The sequence below is a fragment of the Streptomyces sp. NPDC048441 genome (genome assembly GCF_043200235.1).
Taxonomy (GTDB): Bacteria; Actinomycetota; Actinomycetes; order Streptomycetales; family Streptomycetaceae; genus Streptomyces.
Genome location: NZ_JBICXM010000008.1, coordinates 192,958 through 209,412, shown reverse-complemented (window position 1 = coordinate 209,412; position 16,455 = coordinate 192,958). Strand labels below are relative to the sequence as shown.

Below are 16,455 nucleotides of genomic sequence, written 5' to 3'. Positions count from 1 at the left end.
CCTCAATCGGAGGCGGGGGCCGGTGGCGGAAGCGGGCGGCATGAAGTCCGTGGTTGGCCGTGCGTGCCTCTCTGCTTGTGCTCTCCGTCGCCCTTGAGAGGGCCAGCGCACCGCTGGCCGCTACCTGGCCGAGCGCGTCCGGACCCGCTGCCGGTCAGCGCGCGGGATGGTGGCGCGACGATTCATCGGCTCCAACACTGTGTGCGCGGCACGTCAGCCATTTCAGAGGACGCGTGACGAGCTCGACTTTCGCGGTTTTCGTGTGTCTCCTGTGGGGCTGCAGGCCGGGCGGGGTTGGCCAAGTCGGCGGCAGCCGTGGGTGGATGGGGGAAGCATCGGCGGTGTTATAACCCCTCGATCAGCGACGTTCACCCAGCAGCTCATCCTCGTACCCATGGAGCTCGACGAGAAGTTTGGCTCAGTGACGCTCGACGTCCGGTTCGACTGCATGATGCCCGACAAGTGCTCGAACGGACCGCAGTCATGGGACGGCGCTCTGACGTGGACGGGACTCGATCCGTTCTCGCACACAGCGATCGGGAAGATCGACCACACCTGGAACGCGGCGAATAGCGCCGAATTGCTGGACCTGTCGACGAAGATCAGCGCCTACTCTCCGGTGGCCAACCCGGCAGCGACCCGGTGGGAGTCCGAGGGCGCAGAGATCCGCTGCGACAAGATCTCCTCCAACACTCCGGGCTGCACCTTCCACAAGTACATCCCCACCTGGGTGATGAACTTCGACAAGACACCGCCGGCCGTCGCCCATGCCTGGCTGATCCAGTCCAAGCTGCCCACCCACCCCGGCAGCAAGGCTGCCAACAAGCCGCTGTTCTACCTGCCCGCCAAGGAGAAGAACCAGCACAACCGCGACCCGGACGACAACCGGAAGGTGATCTGCCCTGACAGCTGGGCGGCCACCTACGGTAACCCGGACGCCACCAAGGTCACCGAGATCAGCTCCACCGACAAGGTGTCCTGTGACGAGTTCGCCTATGCCTCCTCCTACAACTCCGGTGGGATGCCCACCGGTATGGGCGGTATGAACGAGGTCGACACCGGCAACGACTGCATGCAGACCTATGCCACCCGGGTCAAGCAGGGCGAATGGCACCTGTACGACGATGTCCGCACGGCAGCTCCGACCTGGAGGGAGAAGTGCGGCCGCTCCGCCATGTCCGGCTGAATCAACTCCACTTCGATGGGTGGAGCGTTCAGCGGAGGCTTCTCAGGCAAGTACCGGCTGCTCGACCAGGACCCGCACTGGGTGGACTTCCCCGAGTTCGCGCACTGCGACGCGTCCAAGGCGACCGTGGCCTGCACGGTTCCCAAGCCGTAGGTTGCTGAAGGCTGGCGGGGGCGCCAGCAGCCTTTGTGGCCGCCCCCGCCGGTCACGCATCCCCGAAAGAGAGAAGGTGGCCGTGCCCGACAGCATTGAGTGGATCGCCGATGCGTGGAACGCCAGCGGTCTGTACATCACCTGCGCCCGGGGCCTCAGTCCGCAGCACCTGGCTGAGCGCATGGCCGATCACGAGCCCGTAGAGGTCCGATCGGCTGCCACTCTCCAGGAAGCAGACGGCCTGGTCGACATGGCGCAGGTCTACTGCGTGGGGCTCATCGGCCAGGCCGGGGACTGGTCTTTCATCGTGGAGAGCGGAGGCAGCGAAGGCTGGGCTCTGGACCCGGCCGTATCCCGTGGCGCCGAGGTACTGATCTTCGACCCGCGGCCGGACGATCCGCCCGCCTTCTTCAGCTACCACGCCAACGGCGAGGTACAGCTGCACTTCGAGCTCGGCGCCGGCTACGACCCCGCCGGGTCCCAGCCCGATCTGCTGCGCCCAGCCCTCGAAGCCGCCGGAGTCATCCCGCCACAAGAGTCCATCGACGACATGCTGGGTGCGGACGAGGAGCTGTCGGCACACACACAACGACGCCAGGTGCTGGCGGTCATCGGCGAGCACTTCGGGCTGTCCCTGCCTCAGCAGACCATCGAGAGCGGGCGCCTACCCGCCGTGGTCACCCGCACCTCACCTCCCTCCTCCTGGTAGCAGTGGCGCTCCGCAAGCAGCCTCGCTCATGCGCTTGCGGGACATCGCACAACCCGCTCCCTCCAGAGCGCCCTGTGCCGACTGCTGCGCTGGGTGGGGGAGTGGTGCGGCTAGGCGTTGTCGGTGTCGGCGGGCTGGGACCGGGCGTGCGCGGGTGGGCTGGTCGCAGTGTGCCCGGGGGTCGGCCCGGCCCGCATGGCTCGAGCTATTCGCGGGCGGTTGTGGTGGAGCTCATGTCCGCGTAGCGAGCGCCGGCCACCTGGGCTGCCAGGGGCTCCAGCGCGGCGAGTTCCCCCTTCGACAGGGTGAGGGTGGCGGCTGCGACGTTCTCGCGGAGCCGGGCGGGGCGGCGGGTGCCGGGAATGGGGATGACGGTCAGACCGTGGGTGCGGGGTTGCTGGTGAACCCAGGCCAGCGCGATCTGTGCGGGGGTCACCTGGTGCTGGGCCGCGATGGTGTTGACGGTCTCGAGTAGCACGGTGTTGGTGCGGGCTCGGTCGCCGGTGAACCGGGGCATCGTCAGCCGGGTGTCGCCTGCGCTCAGTTCGTGGAGGTCGGTGAGTACGCCGGTCAGCAGACCCCGGCCCAGGGGTGAGTAGGCGACGAGCGCCACGCCGAGCTGCGCGGCGGTGGGTACCGCAGAGGTTTCGACGTCGCGGCTGAACAGCGACCACTCGTACTGCAGTGCCGCGATGGGGTGGACGGCGTAGGCCGCGCGGAGTTCGGGGCCGGTCACTTCGCATAGCCCCAGATGGCGCACCTTGCCCTCGCCTATGAGTTCAGCCATGGCACCGACGGTTTCATCTAGGGGAATGTTGGGGTCGCGGCGGTGCGCGTAGTACAGGTCGATCGTGTCGATGCCCAGGCGCCCCAGGCTGGCGTGCACGCAGCCGCGCACATAGGCGCGGTCGCCGTGGACTTGGTCCCGGCTCGGCGAGGAAGCAACGGACGAGGGCCGTGCTCGTCAGCGTCTATCGCGGTGGCATCTGCCAAAAGGAGGGTATGTCGCCTCCCAGGGGTGACCGCGTGCGTAGCGGTGTTGCGGTGTTGCTATGCACAGCGTTTGGGGTCCCGTGACGATCAACTCTTCTCCCTCATTGGACCACTTCTCTCCAGCTGGACCGGTCCTTAGCGTGCGACCGATGCTCGCGGCGCAGACGACCCGTGGCTGGATCGCTGACGTTCGGGCAGCCGAACTCGCGGCGATCGCGGGTATGCCGGACGCCGCGCGCAGGCTCGGGGCGCGTCGAGGGCTCTTGGTATCCAGCCCAGCCAACCAGTCCCTGGCGCGCATGCTGAGAGAACGGCCAGCCGATTTCGGTGGTGTGGGCAGCATTGTGCTGGGAGCCGACGCGGTGGAGCTGCAGGCAGATCCCGGTGGGTTCACGGGCGTGCTTCACGTCATCGGTGCGGAGTGCTTTGATGGCTTCCAGCGTCTCGGAGTCCTTGCGGAGGCGTGGCACAGCCTGGCTGTCGATGCCCTCGCGAGTTGCGTGCTGCGGCTGGAGATCGTCTGCGGTTCGGATCGGGACCGCATCCGTGGTCTTCATGATGTCGCTCACCGTTACGTGAACGAGTCGACCGCCCAAGACCTGTTGATCCGCAGTCCACAAGTCCTCCGGTTGATGCAGAGCGACTGGGAGGGTGGTTTCTTCGATCCGAGGCGAGGCACGGTCTCGGTCTCGGGCGGCCGGGCGTGGACCATGGCGGATGTGACCCGTGGCCTGGCCTGTCTTTCCGCCGAGGCGCGTCCCGACGGAATGCACCAAGTCATGGATCAGAAAGGGCTCGAGGCCCTGTGGAGCGACCACACCTCTGCGCTGCACGGCAGCATCTTCCACGAACGCGTGGAACCTATCGGCGTGATGCGCGCCGTAGAAGCCTGGCACGCCGCTCGACGAGCCCTCGACGCAATCCCCAAGAATCGACGCAAGGGGCATGGCCATCTGATCGAGTACGCGCCGGACCTGATTTGCTGGACGGCCTGCCGAGACCTGCGCCTCGATGAACTGCACAATCCACGGCCAAATTATCCGTGGGCCCAAGCCATCGACCATCAGCTCCCGGCTCTGACGGTGCGCGCGGCTGACTGGCTGGTCCAACGCTACAGCTCTGTGCGAGCGGATCGCATGCGTCCGTACAAGGTTGAGGCGCCTGAACTTGAGCTGTGGCTAAAGCTATTGGGGCTTGACGGGGCCCGGCCCTGATGCGGTCCTGGTTCCGGTGAGCATAGCTTCAACGAACCAATAGGTGGGTTGCTGGCTCGAGCAGCCGCGGGGCGCGAGCGCGTCGTCGTGGCCGAAGGCGAGATGGGTACAGGCGGTCCAGTAGGGGTCGTGCTCCGGGGCAACGGGCGCTCCACCGACGTTGCAGTGGAGATGCGCAGGATCAAGCCGGCGGCTCACGGTGCCCGCACAAGATCATTGACGAGGAAGCGCGCTGATCTCCTCGGAACTTCCCGTTGTGATTCGCTTGCTTTCTGCTCTGGTGGGCATGAGAAAGGCGAAAGCGTGTACCGCGTTGTACGGTGCGCACTTGGGCGCATCGGTCGCATATGGCGTGGTAGTCGCGTAACCGTGATTGTGGGAGCGTCCATAGGTCATCGGTAGGAGTCGCTCTCTGGTCAATTAATGGCCCCGGCGGTTAGAATAGGAGCCGTAGAGCGGCGGTCGGTACTCAATAGCTGCATGTTGCAGCGAGTGGCGCCGAACGGCATTCAGTGGAACGCTATTTGCAGTCAACGTTCCTGAATGGATTATTGACTCGTAAGGGAGCGGCCGCACTTGACTGGGGGCCAAGGGGTCGCAGGTTCAAATCCTGTCGTCCCGACGGAAACGTCGCAGGTAGGGGCCATCTTCGGGTGGCCCCTTCTTGGTGTTTGGGAGCGGGGATGCGATGGAATCCACTCCCTGGGAGCGGGGAGTCTGGGAGCGACGTCAACCGGGGGTCGACCACGGGTCACCCGATCCGGTCGCTCCGCAGGAGTCGCAGAGCGGCGAACGCCCAGCCCGGCGGCGGGGTTCGACCCGGGCGAAGTGGCCCGCTATCCGGCCCATAAGGCCCTCGAACGCCTCCTGCCAACGGGCAGGGTCTACGGTGTTACCTACGGCCACCGCATGATCGTTTGTCTTGTCAGGAGGGCATGTGCAACGGGGCGAAGTCTGGTGGGTCGAGTTCGACGAGCGGCGACTGGTCGTACTGCTGTCGGTGGACGACCCGTCCGGGATCCGGGCGATGCAGGTCGTCGCTCCGGCAGGCGTCGAAATCAGCGGTCTGGGCGTCGAAGTACGAGTGGGCGTCATGGAAGGACTGCCACATGAAGGTGTGCTGCGGCTCGCGTTCGCACGTCCAGGCTTCACCCCTTGCACGTGGCTGACCACCGTATCCCGGGACGACCTGATCGAGCTGGCAGGCGTTCTGCCCTCCCCGAAACTCAACGAGATTGACGATGCCCTCCGCCTCGGCGGACTCGCGTAGACGGAAAGGGGCAGATGCCCCCGACGGTGTGGGCGATCTTGCTGGTGGTCACCGTGGCGCCGTAATCGGCGTCCACAGGTATCGCCACCTTGGCGATCATTTCTCGGTGCTGCTCAGGGCTCATTCCTGGCGCTCGGCGAGGATCGGCGCTGTGCGGTGGCGGTGGTTGTCACATTCGCGGGCCCGGCGGTGTCTCCATGCCAAACAGGCAAACGTAGAGGGAGAACACCATGGCGCTACGCGTTCCGAAGGTGGAGCTGACCGCCGAGCTCAGGGAAGGCATGATCAAACACCTCGGTGCTGTACCCGAAGGTGCCGAGGTACTGGGGCACCACCCCCAGGTCGCCCAGGCGTCCTTGGAGATGGGGAGCAGGGCGGGCGAGTGGGGTGCGGCCGACGAGAGCCTCAAGTCGTTCGCCCACATGGCCGTCGCGGCACAGGTCGGCTGCAGCTGGTGCCTCGACACGGGCTACTTCCAGGCGCAGAACCAGAACCTGGACCTGGCCAAGGCGAGCCAGGTGCCGCGCTGGCGGGAGTCGGAGGTGTTCACGCCGCTGGAGCGGGACGTCCTTGAGTACGCCGAGGCCATGACGAACACGCCGCCGACCGTCACCGACGAGCTGTCCGCGCGCCTGCTCGACCGGCTCGGCCCGGCGGCGATGATCGAGCTCACCGCGTTCATCGCCTTCGCCAACTTCGCGACCAGGAGCAACACAGCGCTCGGGGTCGAGTCGCAGGGCTTCTCCGCTGCGTGCGAGATTCCGCTGGCCGCGCGTCCTGATGCTTCCGGCGCGGCGTCGACGGCATGACCGAGGACCCGTTCGTCACCCATCGCAGCCTGCTGTTCACGGTCGCCTACGAGATGCTCGGGTCGGCGGCCGACGCGGAGGACATGGTGCAGGAGTCCTGGCTGCGATGGGCTGATGTCGATCAGTCGCAGGTGCGTGACCCGCGGGCGTACCTCATCCAAACCGTCACGCGGCAGGCGCTCAACCGCCTGCGGACGGTGTCGCGCCGCCGCGAGGACTACGTCGGCCAGTGGTTGCCGGAACCGCTGCTGACGAGCCCTGACGTTGCCGAGGATGTCGAACTCGCGGAGAGCGTCTCGATCGCGATGCTGACCGTCCTGGAAACGCTCGGGCCGACGGAGCGGGCGGTGTTCGTGCTCCGCGAGGTCTTCGATATGCCGCACGGTGAGATAGCCGGGGCCATCGGGAAGTCCGCGGCCGCGGTGCGGCAGATCGCGCGGCGGGCACGCGAGCATGTGGCGGCTCGGCGGCCGCGGATGCAGGTGAGCCGGTCGGAACAGCAGGCCGTGGTGGGGCGGTTCCTGGTCGCGTTGCGGACCGGGGCGTTGCAGGAGCTGCTGGAGGTCATGGCGCCGGACGTGGTCCTGATCGCCGATGGTGGCGGGGTCGTGGCCGCAGCTCGGGCTCCGATCCACGGGGCCGAAGTAGTGGCGAAGCTGCTCGCGCGTACGAACCAGATGGTGGCCGCGTTCGAGACGACGACCGTATGGCTCAACGGCGCGCCTGCGGGCCGGATCGAGATCGACGGCGAGCCGTCCGCGGTGAGTCTCGTGGTGGAGAACGGGCGGGTCACCCAGATCTTCGTGATGAGCAACCCACGGAAGCTGACGCGGCTGCACGAACCCGCCGAACTCGCCAGGTGAGCCCGCTGCGCGGGGCGGTGTCAGTGGATCACCCCAGCCCTGCTGACCCAGGTGGTGGCGGCCCGTTCGGGCGCCGGGTCGATGCCCTTGGAGGTGAGGATTTCCCAGACGGTGGAGGCGGCGATCTGGATGCCGAGGGTGGTGAGTTCGCCGTGCACCCTGCGGTAGTCCCACGATGGATTCTCGCGATTCAGGCCCAGGACCAGCGTGCGGATTGAGCGGACCGTGGGTGGCCGGCCCGGTCTCTTCGGCCGGCAGGTACGGGCATGGCGCCGTTTGATCAGGTCGCGGTGCCAGCGCAGCACGATGTCGGGCCGGATCAGTAGGCGCAATCGGCGCAGGACCTTGCGGGGGAGTGGCACCAGTAGAGCGGCGAGGAACGCTCGGTCTTCCGGGGCGAGCTTCACCCGGTCCGCGCCGAGTTGGCGTTCAAGGACGGTGAGTTGGTGGCGCAGGGCGAGGATCTCCGCATCCTTGTCCTTGTCGCGGTCGCTCATCGGTAGCAATCGCAGCGCGGCGAACAGTTTGGGGACGGTCAGGTAGGTGAGACGATGCAGCACGAGTGCTCATCCTGCCGCACCACCGACCAGGCTCCTGAGCTGCGTGGACGACATTTTCGGCAGGCGCAATGACGGCGACGAAGCCCACGGCTGACCGTGCGCGGGACGTGAACAGGCCGGACTGCAGGGCAAGTTGGCGCTAGTCCTGCCGCAGAACCGCCAGTGCGAACGCCAGTCGGCGATCCAGCCAACTCGCCTGTGGCACGTACAACTTGATGCCCTGCGTATGCCCAGCCGTCAACGCGACCTCGTCGTCTGCACGCCAGGTGACGGGCTTCGTCGGACGTGCGGGGCTGTGGTTGTCGCTCGCCGCGTCTCCGTAGAGCACGGAGTCGACAACGCTGCCGACCAGGGAGCCTGCGCCCCGCACGGTGGCGTCCGCGCCGCGGGCCGCGATCTCCTTGGTGCTGCCCTTGGCCCAGTGGTAGCGGGCCACGACGTCGGGATGCCCCGGCTGCCGCAGCCACCAGCCGTGCTGCACCGCACGCTTGGCGGCCGGGGTACGGAATACCAGGCCCAGCTCCCGCCCGGCCTGGTCCCGCACCTGATAGTGCTCGCCGCCTCTGCCGCCGCTCGCGGGCTCGACGGTGCACAACAGCGACTTCCCAGCCTCCGTGGCGTCGTGCAGCTCGTACGACCGGACCTCCAGGTCCCGCTGCTCGACGAACGCGGCGGCGGCGAAGTAGCGCTCCCCATCGAGGGTCACCGGCATACGCACCGCCCGTCGGCCGACCAGCCCCTTCTTTCGGAAGGCGGACGGGCGCACCACCTCGCCGACCACGAATCCGCCCGCGGTGTCCCAGCGCACCGGGACGACCGGCGGGTCCACCTTCTTCTTGCCGAACACTCCGCTCTCTTCCCCGACCCCGCACCGGCGGAGCGCTCAGTGCATGGCTCCGAAGAGCAAGGCGAATCCGGCGAACACTCCGACAGCCACCAACATCACAAGACTCGCGTACAGCGTGCACACCCACCCTGCCACGATTGAGGCGAGCGCCCACCACCGGCCGGGCAGTCCTTGGCGCTTGGCCCGTCGGCGGGCCACATGGCCCGTGACGATCGCGGTCAGCGCGGCCAGCTCCACGAACATGAACCAGCCGATCGTCGCTGGCATGTAGAAACTCGCCGCCGAGGCCCACATGCTGCCGCTCGCCACGATGCCCGCCGTCAGGGCGGCGCCCATGCTGATCGCGGCGGCCCGATTCTCCGGCTGAATCCGTACCGCTTCCCCCGTATCGACCATGGCGGGGAGCCTAGCCACCACGACCGCACCCAAACCGCCCACTGCCTCGGTGAGGTTCAAGGAGGGGCTCTGACAACTGGGGACGTTCAAACGTACCGGCCTGTCCGCACCGGAGAGTACGCGGACAGCTCAATAGGCGCGGGCAGGTGGTCTGCTTCAGGGGCCATGCGGGCATGTTGCCTCCACCAAGTCCCGTGGTGGCACGATCACCTTCATGAGGTATGTAGACGACCGGTCTTTTGAATGAGGGGTATGCGCTGGATGAGCTGTGAGGGGAGGCCAGCGACTGGCGTAGATGGCCTGCCACCGCCCCCCAGGAACGTGATGTGATCGTCTAAGATCGCGTGAAATCCCTACACGGGGAAGTGGCGGCGCCGAGTTGGGTGATGAGGGGCATCATCCGGTGGGCTGGGATGTGTGGCGTCGGACATCGTTGACGGGTCCCAAGTCGGGCCGCTCTAGCAGAGGACCGCGCGTGCCGAGCCACATACGCTCCTTTTGGGTCATGTCCCCCGGACGGGGTGAGATCATGACCTCGGCCTGCCCGTCTGCCCGTCTGCCCGTCTGCCCGTCTGCCCGTCTGCCCGTCTGCCCGTCTGCCCGTCTGCCCGTCTGCCCGTAATGGCGAGGCGGCCGTAGTACAGACGTTGTACTCGGCAGTGAGCCGCGGTACGGAGTCGCTGGTCTTCCAGGGCAGGGTCCCCGCCAACCAGTACGAGGCAATGCGTGCCCCCTTCCAGGAGGGGGACTTTCCCGGACCCGTCAAGTTCGGGTATCTCAACGTCGGCCGGGTGGAGGCTGGGCCGGCGGAACTCGTGGGCAGAGCCGTGTTCAGCCTGTTCCCGCACCAGACGCGTTTTCGTGTATCGGCAGGGGCTCTCACGGCGATCCCCGATGGAGTGCCGCCGGATCGGGCCGTACTGGCCGGGACCGTCGAGACCGCGCTCAACGCGCTGTGGGACGCGCCACCGCAGATCGGTGATCGCATCGCAGTGGTGGGCGCCGGCATGGTCGGCTGCTGTGTGGCCGCCCTCCTGGCCAGGTTCCCCGGGCTCCGGGTGCAACTCGTCGATATCGATCCAACCCGTGCGGCGGTCGCCACGGCGCTCGGCGTTTCCTTCGCCGATCCCGCACAGGCAACAGGCGACTGCGATCTCGTCTTTCATGCCAGCGCCACCCAGGCGGGGCTCCGGCGCTCCCTCGAACTGCTCGCTCCCGAGGGCTCCGTGGTCGATCTGAGCTGGTACGGGGACCAGCAGGTGACGCTGCCGCTGGGGGAGTTCTTCCACTCCCGGCGTCTGTCCCTGCGCAGCAGTCAGGTCGGCGCTATACCGCTGGAGCGGCGCGGGCGCCACACGGTCGCCGACCGGCTCGGCCTCGCGCTCGACCTTCTGCGGGACCCGGTCTTCGACGTACTGGTCACCGGCGAGTCCGCTTTCGACGAACTCCCGGAGGTCATGGCCGAGATCGCTTCGGGCAATCTGCCCGGCCTCTGCCAGCGCATCCGCTACGACGCCGACTGAACCGCATCCGCACCCACCGCGCCGTCAACACCCACCCGGAGAGGTCATGTTCACCGTCACAGTCCGCGATCACCTCATGATCGCCCACAGCTTCCGCGGAGAGGTTTTCGGCCCCGCGCAACGTCTGCACGGAGCGACGTACCTGGTCGACGCGACTTTCCAACGCCCGGAGTTGGACGGTGACAACCTCGTTGTCGACATGGGCCTGGCAGCCACAGAGGTGCACAGGATCGTCGCGGCACTCTCATACCAAAATCTCGACGATGATCCGGACTTCGTCGGCATCAACACCACCACGGAATTCCTGGCCAAGATAATCGCGGACCGTCTCGCTGCCCGCATCCACGACGAGGCGCTGGGTCCCGACGCCGACGGCCTGACCGGGCTCACCGTGCGGCTCCATGAATCGCACATCGCCTGGGCCGACTACCACCGGACGCTCTGAACACCCCGGTCATGGCGATACATCCGTATGTGCTGCTGTCGGCAGCCGTGTCCGTGGATGGCCGTCTGGATGACGCCGCCAGTGAACGTCTCGTGCTCTCCAATCACCAGGACCTCGACCGTGTCGATACCGAGCGCGCCGCGGCCGACGCGATCCTGGTCGGCGCCACCACCCTGCGCAGGGACAACCCGCGCCTGCTGGTGAAGAGCGCCGAGCGACGTGCCCAGCGCGCAGCAGCCGGCAGACCGGAGCATCCGCTGAAGGTCACGGTCACCGCGTCAGGCGAGCTGAAACCGGGGCTCGCGGTCTGGCACTGCGGAGGCGAGAAGTTGATCTTCACCGTCGACGGCGCGCTGCCGCGGGCCCGCCGTGCCCTGGGCGCCCTCGCCTCAGTCGTCAGCACCGGCCCCGTTCTCGACTGGCCCCGTCTCTTGGAGGAACTCGGCCGACGGGGAGTGAAGAGGCTCCTGGTGGAAGGAGGCGGCACCGTCCATACTCAACTCCTGGCACAGAACCTGGCCGACGAACTCCACCTGGTCGTCGCTCCCCTCTTGGTGGGCGAGGCGACCGCGCCGACGTTCCTGGCTCCGGCACCGTATCCCGGTGGCCCCACGGCCCGGATGAAGCTCCTTGAAGCTCGCCCCATTGGCGATGTTGTCCTGTTGCGCTACGCCCCGAAGGGCCGGTCCTGACGCAGCTCGCGTCCCGAAGTGGATTGGTCCGACGTGCAGTTGACTGTCCGTAGGTATGCTCAGCGGGGATGCGACCAGTCGGTGTCGTACGAATCGGGGGCTGAGCGTGGACGGCGCGGTCGAGCTGGAAGAAATGATCGCCCAGTTGCGCGGCGCGCTGAGCCGGGCGATGGCGGATGGGGAAGGCGACGGACTCCGGTTCCAGGCGGAGAAGCTCGAACTTGAGCTCACCGTGGGTATGGAGCGTAGTCGGGAGCCGGGAGCCAAGGTGCGGTTCTGGGTGTTCGACGTCCAGCATTCCGCGCGTTCCGCGCAGATGGCCACCCAGCGGATCTCGCTGACTCTCCAGCCGGTGCGCGGTGACGCCCCCGACCGGCCCGCGCTGATCTCGGGTGCCGAAATGCCCGATGAGCGCTGAGCCCGCCGACAGCGCCGTGAGCCTCGGCCTCCCGGCCGATGCTCCCGCCGGGCTCGACCCCCACCGCATCGCCGAGGTCATCACGGAGACCTCCAGAGGGAGTTGGCGCGGCTCCGGCTATCGGATCTCCGCCGACACCGTCCTCACGGCCGCCCACGCGGTCGCGGACGCGACTGGGATAGTCGTACGGTGCGACGCCGACCGGCCCGGAGAGTGGTCGGCTCCGGCGGCCGTGACCTGGGCGCATAAGGGAAGCGACCTCGCCGTGCTGACCGTCGTGCCACCGGCCGCAGCTCCAATGGTGATCGAACCCGCCCGTTTCGGGCGCGTTGCCGACGACCGGCACGCCGTGTTCAGCGTGCACGCTGCGGGCTTCCCGCTGTGGAAGCAGCGGCGCGGCCCCGGCGGTTCCTTCCGTGAACTGCACGTGTCGGACGGCACCGTGACAGCACTCTCCAACCTGCGCACCGGCACGCTGGAGATGACCGTGCCCCCGGCCGGCGCCGATCCCGACCCGGAAGCGTCGCCGTGGGCGGGCATGTCCGGTGCCGCGGTGTGGGCCGGCAGCCGCATCATCGGCGTGGTCGCCGAACACCACCGCTCGGAGGGCATGGGCCGACTCACCGCGGTCCGGCTCGACCATGCGCTACGCAGGCTCGACGGCGCGGATCGCAGGGAGCTCGTGCGGCTCCTCGCGGTTCCCGACGAGGAGGCCCTGCCCCTCGTCGTTCCCGGAGAAGCGCACGACGCGTGGGATCGCGCCGTGCGGGTGGTGGGGGTTCCTGTTGCGTACGGCATCGAGCTGTTCAAGAACAGGACCCGTGAACGCGACGCGGTCGTACGCCACTTGAGTGATCCCGCCATCCGCTTGGTGATGATCACCGGGCGGCGTGGCATCGGCAAGAGCGCGCTCGCCGCGAAGGTCATGGACCTCCTCGACCGTGGCGAAGGGGCCGGTCCCGCCGGCGGTCCGACCCCGCACGGACTGGTCAACCTCTCCACCCGTACGTCCGGGATCTCCTTGGAACGTCTCTACTTCGGCTGTGCCCGCGTGCTTGGCCCGGAGCGGGAAGCGAGCTTGCGCGAGGTCTGGTCCGCCGCCAGGACCATGCAGGAGAGACTGGACGAACTGCGCGCGGCCATGGGCGAACGGCTGATCGTGATCCTCATGGACAACCTGGAGGACCTGCTCCACGACGACGGCAGCATCGCCGACGAGGAGCTGGCGGTCTTCCTCGACTGGCTGTTCCGGGCCCGCGCCACGCCGCGTCTCCTGGTCACCAGCCAGATGCCGGTGCGCCTCACGCCCGAACTGCGGCGCTTCGCCGCTCACGTGGATCTCTCTGAGGGACTGAAACCCGCTGAGGCGGCCGTGCTGCTGCGCGAACTCGACCGGGACGGCAGCCTCGGTATCGCCGACCTCTCGGACGAGGAACTGCTCAACGCCGCGGTGCACGTCCACGGCGTCCCGCGGGCCCTCGAACTCCTCGTCGGCGCGGTCGCCGACGACACGGTGCTGCTGCCAAGACTCCAGGACGTGCTGGAGGACTTCACCCGCCGCCACGACGTCGTCACCGACCTCGCCCAGGACCGCTACCAGCGCCTTGACGAGCAGGCGCGCGGTCTCCTCGGTGTCCTCGCCGCGCTGCGTACCCCCGTGGAGCAGAGCGCGGTCGCAGAGATCATGAACGGACTCGATCCGGATCTGCCCGCGGTCCCTGTCCTGACATCCCTCGTCCGCATCCACCTCGTGTCCGTGGACCGGGCGAGCCGCACTCTCGCCCTGCACCCGATGGACGCGGACCTCGCCTACGCACAGATGCCACCGCACGGACCCTTCGGGAGGCAGACAGTGGAACGACATCTCGCATCCTGGTACGCGAAGCGGGCCCAGCCGCCCGGCACATGGCGGACCCTGGAAGACATCGAGCCACAGCGACGGCAGTTCGACCACCTCGTGCGTGCGGGTGACCGCGACGGTGGCGCCCGGGTGCTGAACGAGATCAGCGCATGGCTCGTCTGGCACGGCTCGGTTCTCACCGCGGTCAAGATGCACCTGGACGTCGACGGACACATCACCGACGAGGGGGTGCGCATCGCCCACACGATCGCCTACGGTCACGCCCGGCTCAGCGCGGGACCGATGGAGCAGGCAGTCGAGCTGTTCACCGAAGCGGCGACCCTCGCCGAGCGCCTTGGTGATCGCCCCGCCCTGCAGAACGCGCTCTTCGGCCTCGGCGACGCCCACCGGCAGCTCGGCGACCAAGGCGCCACTGTCGAACCACTGACCCGTGCCGCCGAGTTGGCGCGCGAACTTGGCGACACCGAACGCGAAATCCACGCACTGCTCTCCCTCAGCCTTGCCCACAGCTACCTCGGTGAGGGCGAGAGCGCGCTGGCCGTCGCCGACCGGCTGGCCACTCTGGCCAGTGTGAGCGGTGACCTGCTGACAACTGCCAGGGCCGGCAATGCGCGCACCATCGCCCTGCTCACGCTGGGCCGCTGGAGCGAGACCAATGACGCGGGTGCCGAGACGGCACGCGCCTACCGGGCCGCCGACAGCCTAGAAGCAATCGCGTACGCACTGAACGCGCAGGGGATCGCCCTCCTGGCCCTCGACGAACCGGTGCAGGCAGCCTCAGCCCTCGAAGAAGCCCGCCACGAGGCCTCGTTGATGGAGAACCCCCGGACTGAGGGGATCTGCCTGTTCAACCTCGCCTGGGCATACTGGCAAGACGACCGCATCGAGGAGGCCGCTGTCACGGCCGAACGTGCGTCGACCGCCTTCCAGATCGCCGGAGCCGCCGAAGAATCAGCTGCCCGCTCCCTGGCCGAGGCCGCCCGCGCCCTCCCCACAGCTCCGCAAGCCGCCGCCGCTGCACTGCTCCGCACGGCAGCCGCCCTCGGCAGCAACGCGGAGCTCATCGTCTCCTCCTGGCTCACCGACCACGCCCGCCGCCTGGCTGACTGACCCGAGGACGCTGAGCTTGCCCTACCGCTCTCCCATGCCGGTCATTCATCGGGTTGGCATCGAGTACGGTGTCCGCGAGTTTGATGGCGGGCTTTGTGGTGAGTCGTGCCCGACGGTTGTCGATCCACCGCAGCGCGTCCTCACAGCTCTGAGCCTTGTAGTTGACACCCTGGATCATGCACTCCAGCTTGTCGGCGTCGCTGTCGATGTACCTAAGGACGAGTACGCATACGACGAGGGGGACGCCGCCCCTGGAGCCCTGACTGTGCGGGAAATGGGCCCAGCCCTGGGCAGAAGCCGAACTGGTGCCGCAGCACGAGCCTTTCCGCGTTCTTGGAAGTCTCCGATCGCGCCGGCAATGATCCACCCGAGGACGTCCAGGAAGGTCGGATACAGCAGTCGCAGAGCCATGCCTCAGAACTTCGCCCTGCCTGGCCTCGATCGCAAGGCCAGGTCAGCAGCGGTAGCCGAGTTTCAGGCACCCATAGGGGCCTAGCTGCGGGAACTGCTGCTGGACGGGGGGAAATCGGTGGAGCCGATAGCCGCATGGCTGGGCAAGGACGGCAACCGGCAGGCTCGGGTCGACTGCATCGCCTCCAGCCCGCGGGACGCGGCGCATACACGCGCCCTGCGTGTGCCGAAAAGACCGGCACGGCGGAGTCCTCCACGAATGCCAATATGCCGCTTGGACTGCACGGATGGAGTCTTCGGCAGGCACGATGGTGTCCCACTCGACCAGGCGCTGCGGGAGGTCGAGTGCGGCAGGATCGGGAACCAACCGGGCTCCTGTGCCGGTGGGAGTGAGACGTTGAGCAAACTCCCTCAACGGCACGGAGCGCCAGGTTCAGGCCGAGCCGGTCAGTTCAGGCCGAGCCGGTCACGCCGGGCTTCGCTCCGGCAGGTCCGCCCACGACCGTGAGCAGGTCCACGACGAAGATCAGCGTTGAGCCCGCCGGGATCAACGGAGAGGGTGACTGCCTGCCGTAACCAAGACGCGGGGGAACGATGATCTCGCGCCGACCGCCGACCTTCATTCCCCTCACTCCCCTGTCCCAGCCCTTGATGACCCTGCCACCGCCCACAACGAACTTGAACAACCGATCCCGCTCCCAGGAGGAGTCGAACTCCCTTCCGGACGCGAACGTGACCCCTACATAGTGAACCTGGACGACCCTGCCCGGCAGCGCCTCGGGTCCGTCCCCAAGCACGAGGTCCCGGATCGTCAACTCGGTGGGTGCGTCACCCTCCGGAACCTCAATTCCAGGCTTCGCCAGTTCGCTCATCACGGTCCCATCGCTCGCCACCGGAATCCCCGCACGGACCGGCCGGCCACATGGACATTCCATGCGGCAGACGATCACGCTACCGGCAATCCCCATGCTCCGAGGTGCGTCCCTGCCACGGAA

15 protein-coding genes and 2 pseudogenes are annotated in these 16,455 nt (G+C 67.5%); 12 read left to right on the top strand and 5 right to left on the bottom strand.

The window, feature by feature from the left end; genetic code table 11:
• Nucleotides 1–394 precede the first annotated feature (394 nt).
• From ACGFSB_RS21565 to ACGFSB_RS21555, 3 genes are all read left to right on the top strand, one after another.
• On the top strand, nucleotides 395–1,186 hold the full coding sequence (locus ACGFSB_RS21565) for a hypothetical protein (protein WP_393401570.1): 792 nt from the start codon (nucleotides 395–397) through the stop codon (nucleotides 1,184–1,186).
• Between the two features lie 15 nt (nucleotides 1,187–1,201).
• The gene (locus tag ACGFSB_RS21560) at nucleotides 1,202–1,339 is read left to right on the top strand and encodes a hypothetical protein (protein ID WP_393401567.1); all 138 of its coding nucleotides are present in this window, start codon (nucleotides 1,202–1,204) and stop codon (nucleotides 1,337–1,339) included.
• Nucleotides 1,340–1,421: 82 nt separating this feature from the next.
• A complete protein-coding gene (locus tag ACGFSB_RS21555) occupies nucleotides 1,422–2,048 on the top strand; it encodes a DUF6461 domain-containing protein (RefSeq protein WP_393401564.1) in 627 nt (208 codons plus the stop codon).
• Between the two features lie 205 nt (nucleotides 2,049–2,253).
• Here the strand turns inward: ACGFSB_RS21555 and ACGFSB_RS21550 are convergent.
• Nucleotides 2,254–2,967, bottom strand: a pseudogene (locus tag ACGFSB_RS21550) (aldo/keto reductase); the annotation flags it as partial.
• Nucleotides 2,968–3,190: 223 nt separating this feature from the next.
• On the opposite strand from ACGFSB_RS21550, the gene ACGFSB_RS21545 reads away from it, so the two are divergent.
• From ACGFSB_RS21545 to ACGFSB_RS21530, 4 genes are all read left to right on the top strand, one after another.
• Nucleotides 3,191–4,255 (top strand): hypothetical protein, encoded by a 1,065-nt coding sequence (locus ACGFSB_RS21545; RefSeq protein ID WP_393401561.1) that lies wholly within the window; start codon nucleotides 3,191–3,193, stop codon nucleotides 4,253–4,255.
• Between the two features lie 937 nt (nucleotides 4,256–5,192).
• Complete coding sequence (locus ACGFSB_RS21540) at nucleotides 5,193–5,525, top strand: type II toxin-antitoxin system PemK/MazF family toxin (protein WP_393401558.1); 333 nt, start codon at nucleotides 5,193–5,195, stop codon at nucleotides 5,523–5,525.
• A gap of 230 nt (nucleotides 5,526–5,755) precedes the next feature.
• The gene (locus ACGFSB_RS21535; protein ID WP_393401556.1) at nucleotides 5,756–6,334 is read left to right on the top strand and encodes a carboxymuconolactone decarboxylase family protein; all 579 of its coding nucleotides are present in this window, start codon (nucleotides 5,756–5,758) and stop codon (nucleotides 6,332–6,334) included.
• Nucleotides 6,331–7,197 (top strand): RNA polymerase sigma-70 factor, encoded by an 867-nt coding sequence (locus ACGFSB_RS21530; protein WP_393401554.1) that lies wholly within the window; start codon nucleotides 6,331–6,333, stop codon nucleotides 7,195–7,197. Before ACGFSB_RS21535 ends, ACGFSB_RS21530 begins: the two co-directional genes overlap by 4 nt.
• Before the next feature lie 47 nt (nucleotides 7,198–7,244).
• On the opposite strand, the pseudogene ACGFSB_RS21525 reads toward ACGFSB_RS21530, so the two are convergent.
• From ACGFSB_RS21525 to ACGFSB_RS21515, 3 genes and pseudogenes are all read right to left on the bottom strand, one after another.
• Nucleotides 7,245–7,757, bottom strand: a pseudogene (locus tag ACGFSB_RS21525) (integrase); the annotation flags it as partial.
• Between the two features lie 139 nt (nucleotides 7,758–7,896).
• Complete coding sequence (locus ACGFSB_RS21520) at nucleotides 7,897–8,604, bottom strand: hypothetical protein (RefSeq protein ID WP_393401552.1); 708 nt, start codon at nucleotides 8,602–8,604, stop codon at nucleotides 7,897–7,899.
• A 36-nt stretch (nucleotides 8,605–8,640) separates the two neighbouring features.
• Nucleotides 8,641–9,000, bottom strand: coding sequence for a DUF4190 domain-containing protein (locus ACGFSB_RS21515; protein WP_393401549.1), 360 nt, complete (start codon nucleotides 8,998–9,000; stop codon nucleotides 8,641–8,643).
• A gap of 596 nt (nucleotides 9,001–9,596) precedes the next feature.
• Between ACGFSB_RS21515 and ACGFSB_RS21510 the strand changes: the two genes are divergently transcribed.
• The 5 genes from ACGFSB_RS21510 to ACGFSB_RS21490 all read left to right on the top strand — a co-directional run bounded on the left by ACGFSB_RS21510 (nucleotide 9,597) and on the right by ACGFSB_RS21490 (nucleotide 15,049).
• Entirely contained in the window at nucleotides 9,597–10,523 is a 927-nt protein-coding gene (locus ACGFSB_RS21510; protein ID WP_393401990.1) for a zinc-binding alcohol dehydrogenase, read from the top strand.
• A gap of 46 nt (nucleotides 10,524–10,569) precedes the next feature.
• Entirely contained in the window at nucleotides 10,570–10,968 is a 399-nt protein-coding gene (locus ACGFSB_RS21505) for a 6-pyruvoyl tetrahydropterin synthase family protein (protein ID WP_393401546.1), read from the top strand.
• 11 nt (nucleotides 10,969–10,979) lie between these two features.
• Nucleotides 10,980–11,660: a RibD family protein gene (locus tag ACGFSB_RS21500; protein WP_393401544.1), complete on the top strand. Its 681-nt coding sequence runs from the start codon at nucleotides 10,980–10,982 to the stop codon at nucleotides 11,658–11,660.
• 106 nt (nucleotides 11,661–11,766) lie between these two features.
• Nucleotides 11,767–12,078, top strand: coding sequence for a trypco2 family protein (locus ACGFSB_RS21495; protein ID WP_393401542.1), 312 nt, complete (start codon nucleotides 11,767–11,769; stop codon nucleotides 12,076–12,078).
• Nucleotides 12,068–15,049 (top strand): trypsin-like peptidase domain-containing protein, encoded by a 2,982-nt coding sequence (locus ACGFSB_RS21490; RefSeq protein ID WP_393401539.1) that lies wholly within the window; start codon nucleotides 12,068–12,070, stop codon nucleotides 15,047–15,049. Before ACGFSB_RS21495 ends, ACGFSB_RS21490 begins: the two co-directional genes overlap by 11 nt.
• 863 nt (nucleotides 15,050–15,912) lie before the next feature.
• Here the strand turns inward: ACGFSB_RS21490 and ACGFSB_RS21485 are convergent.
• Nucleotides 15,913–16,332, bottom strand: a complete 420-nt coding sequence (locus ACGFSB_RS21485) for an FKBP-type peptidyl-prolyl cis-trans isomerase (protein ID WP_393401536.1) — start codon at nucleotides 16,330–16,332, stop codon at nucleotides 15,913–15,915.
• Nucleotides 16,333–16,455 lie beyond the last annotated feature (123 nt).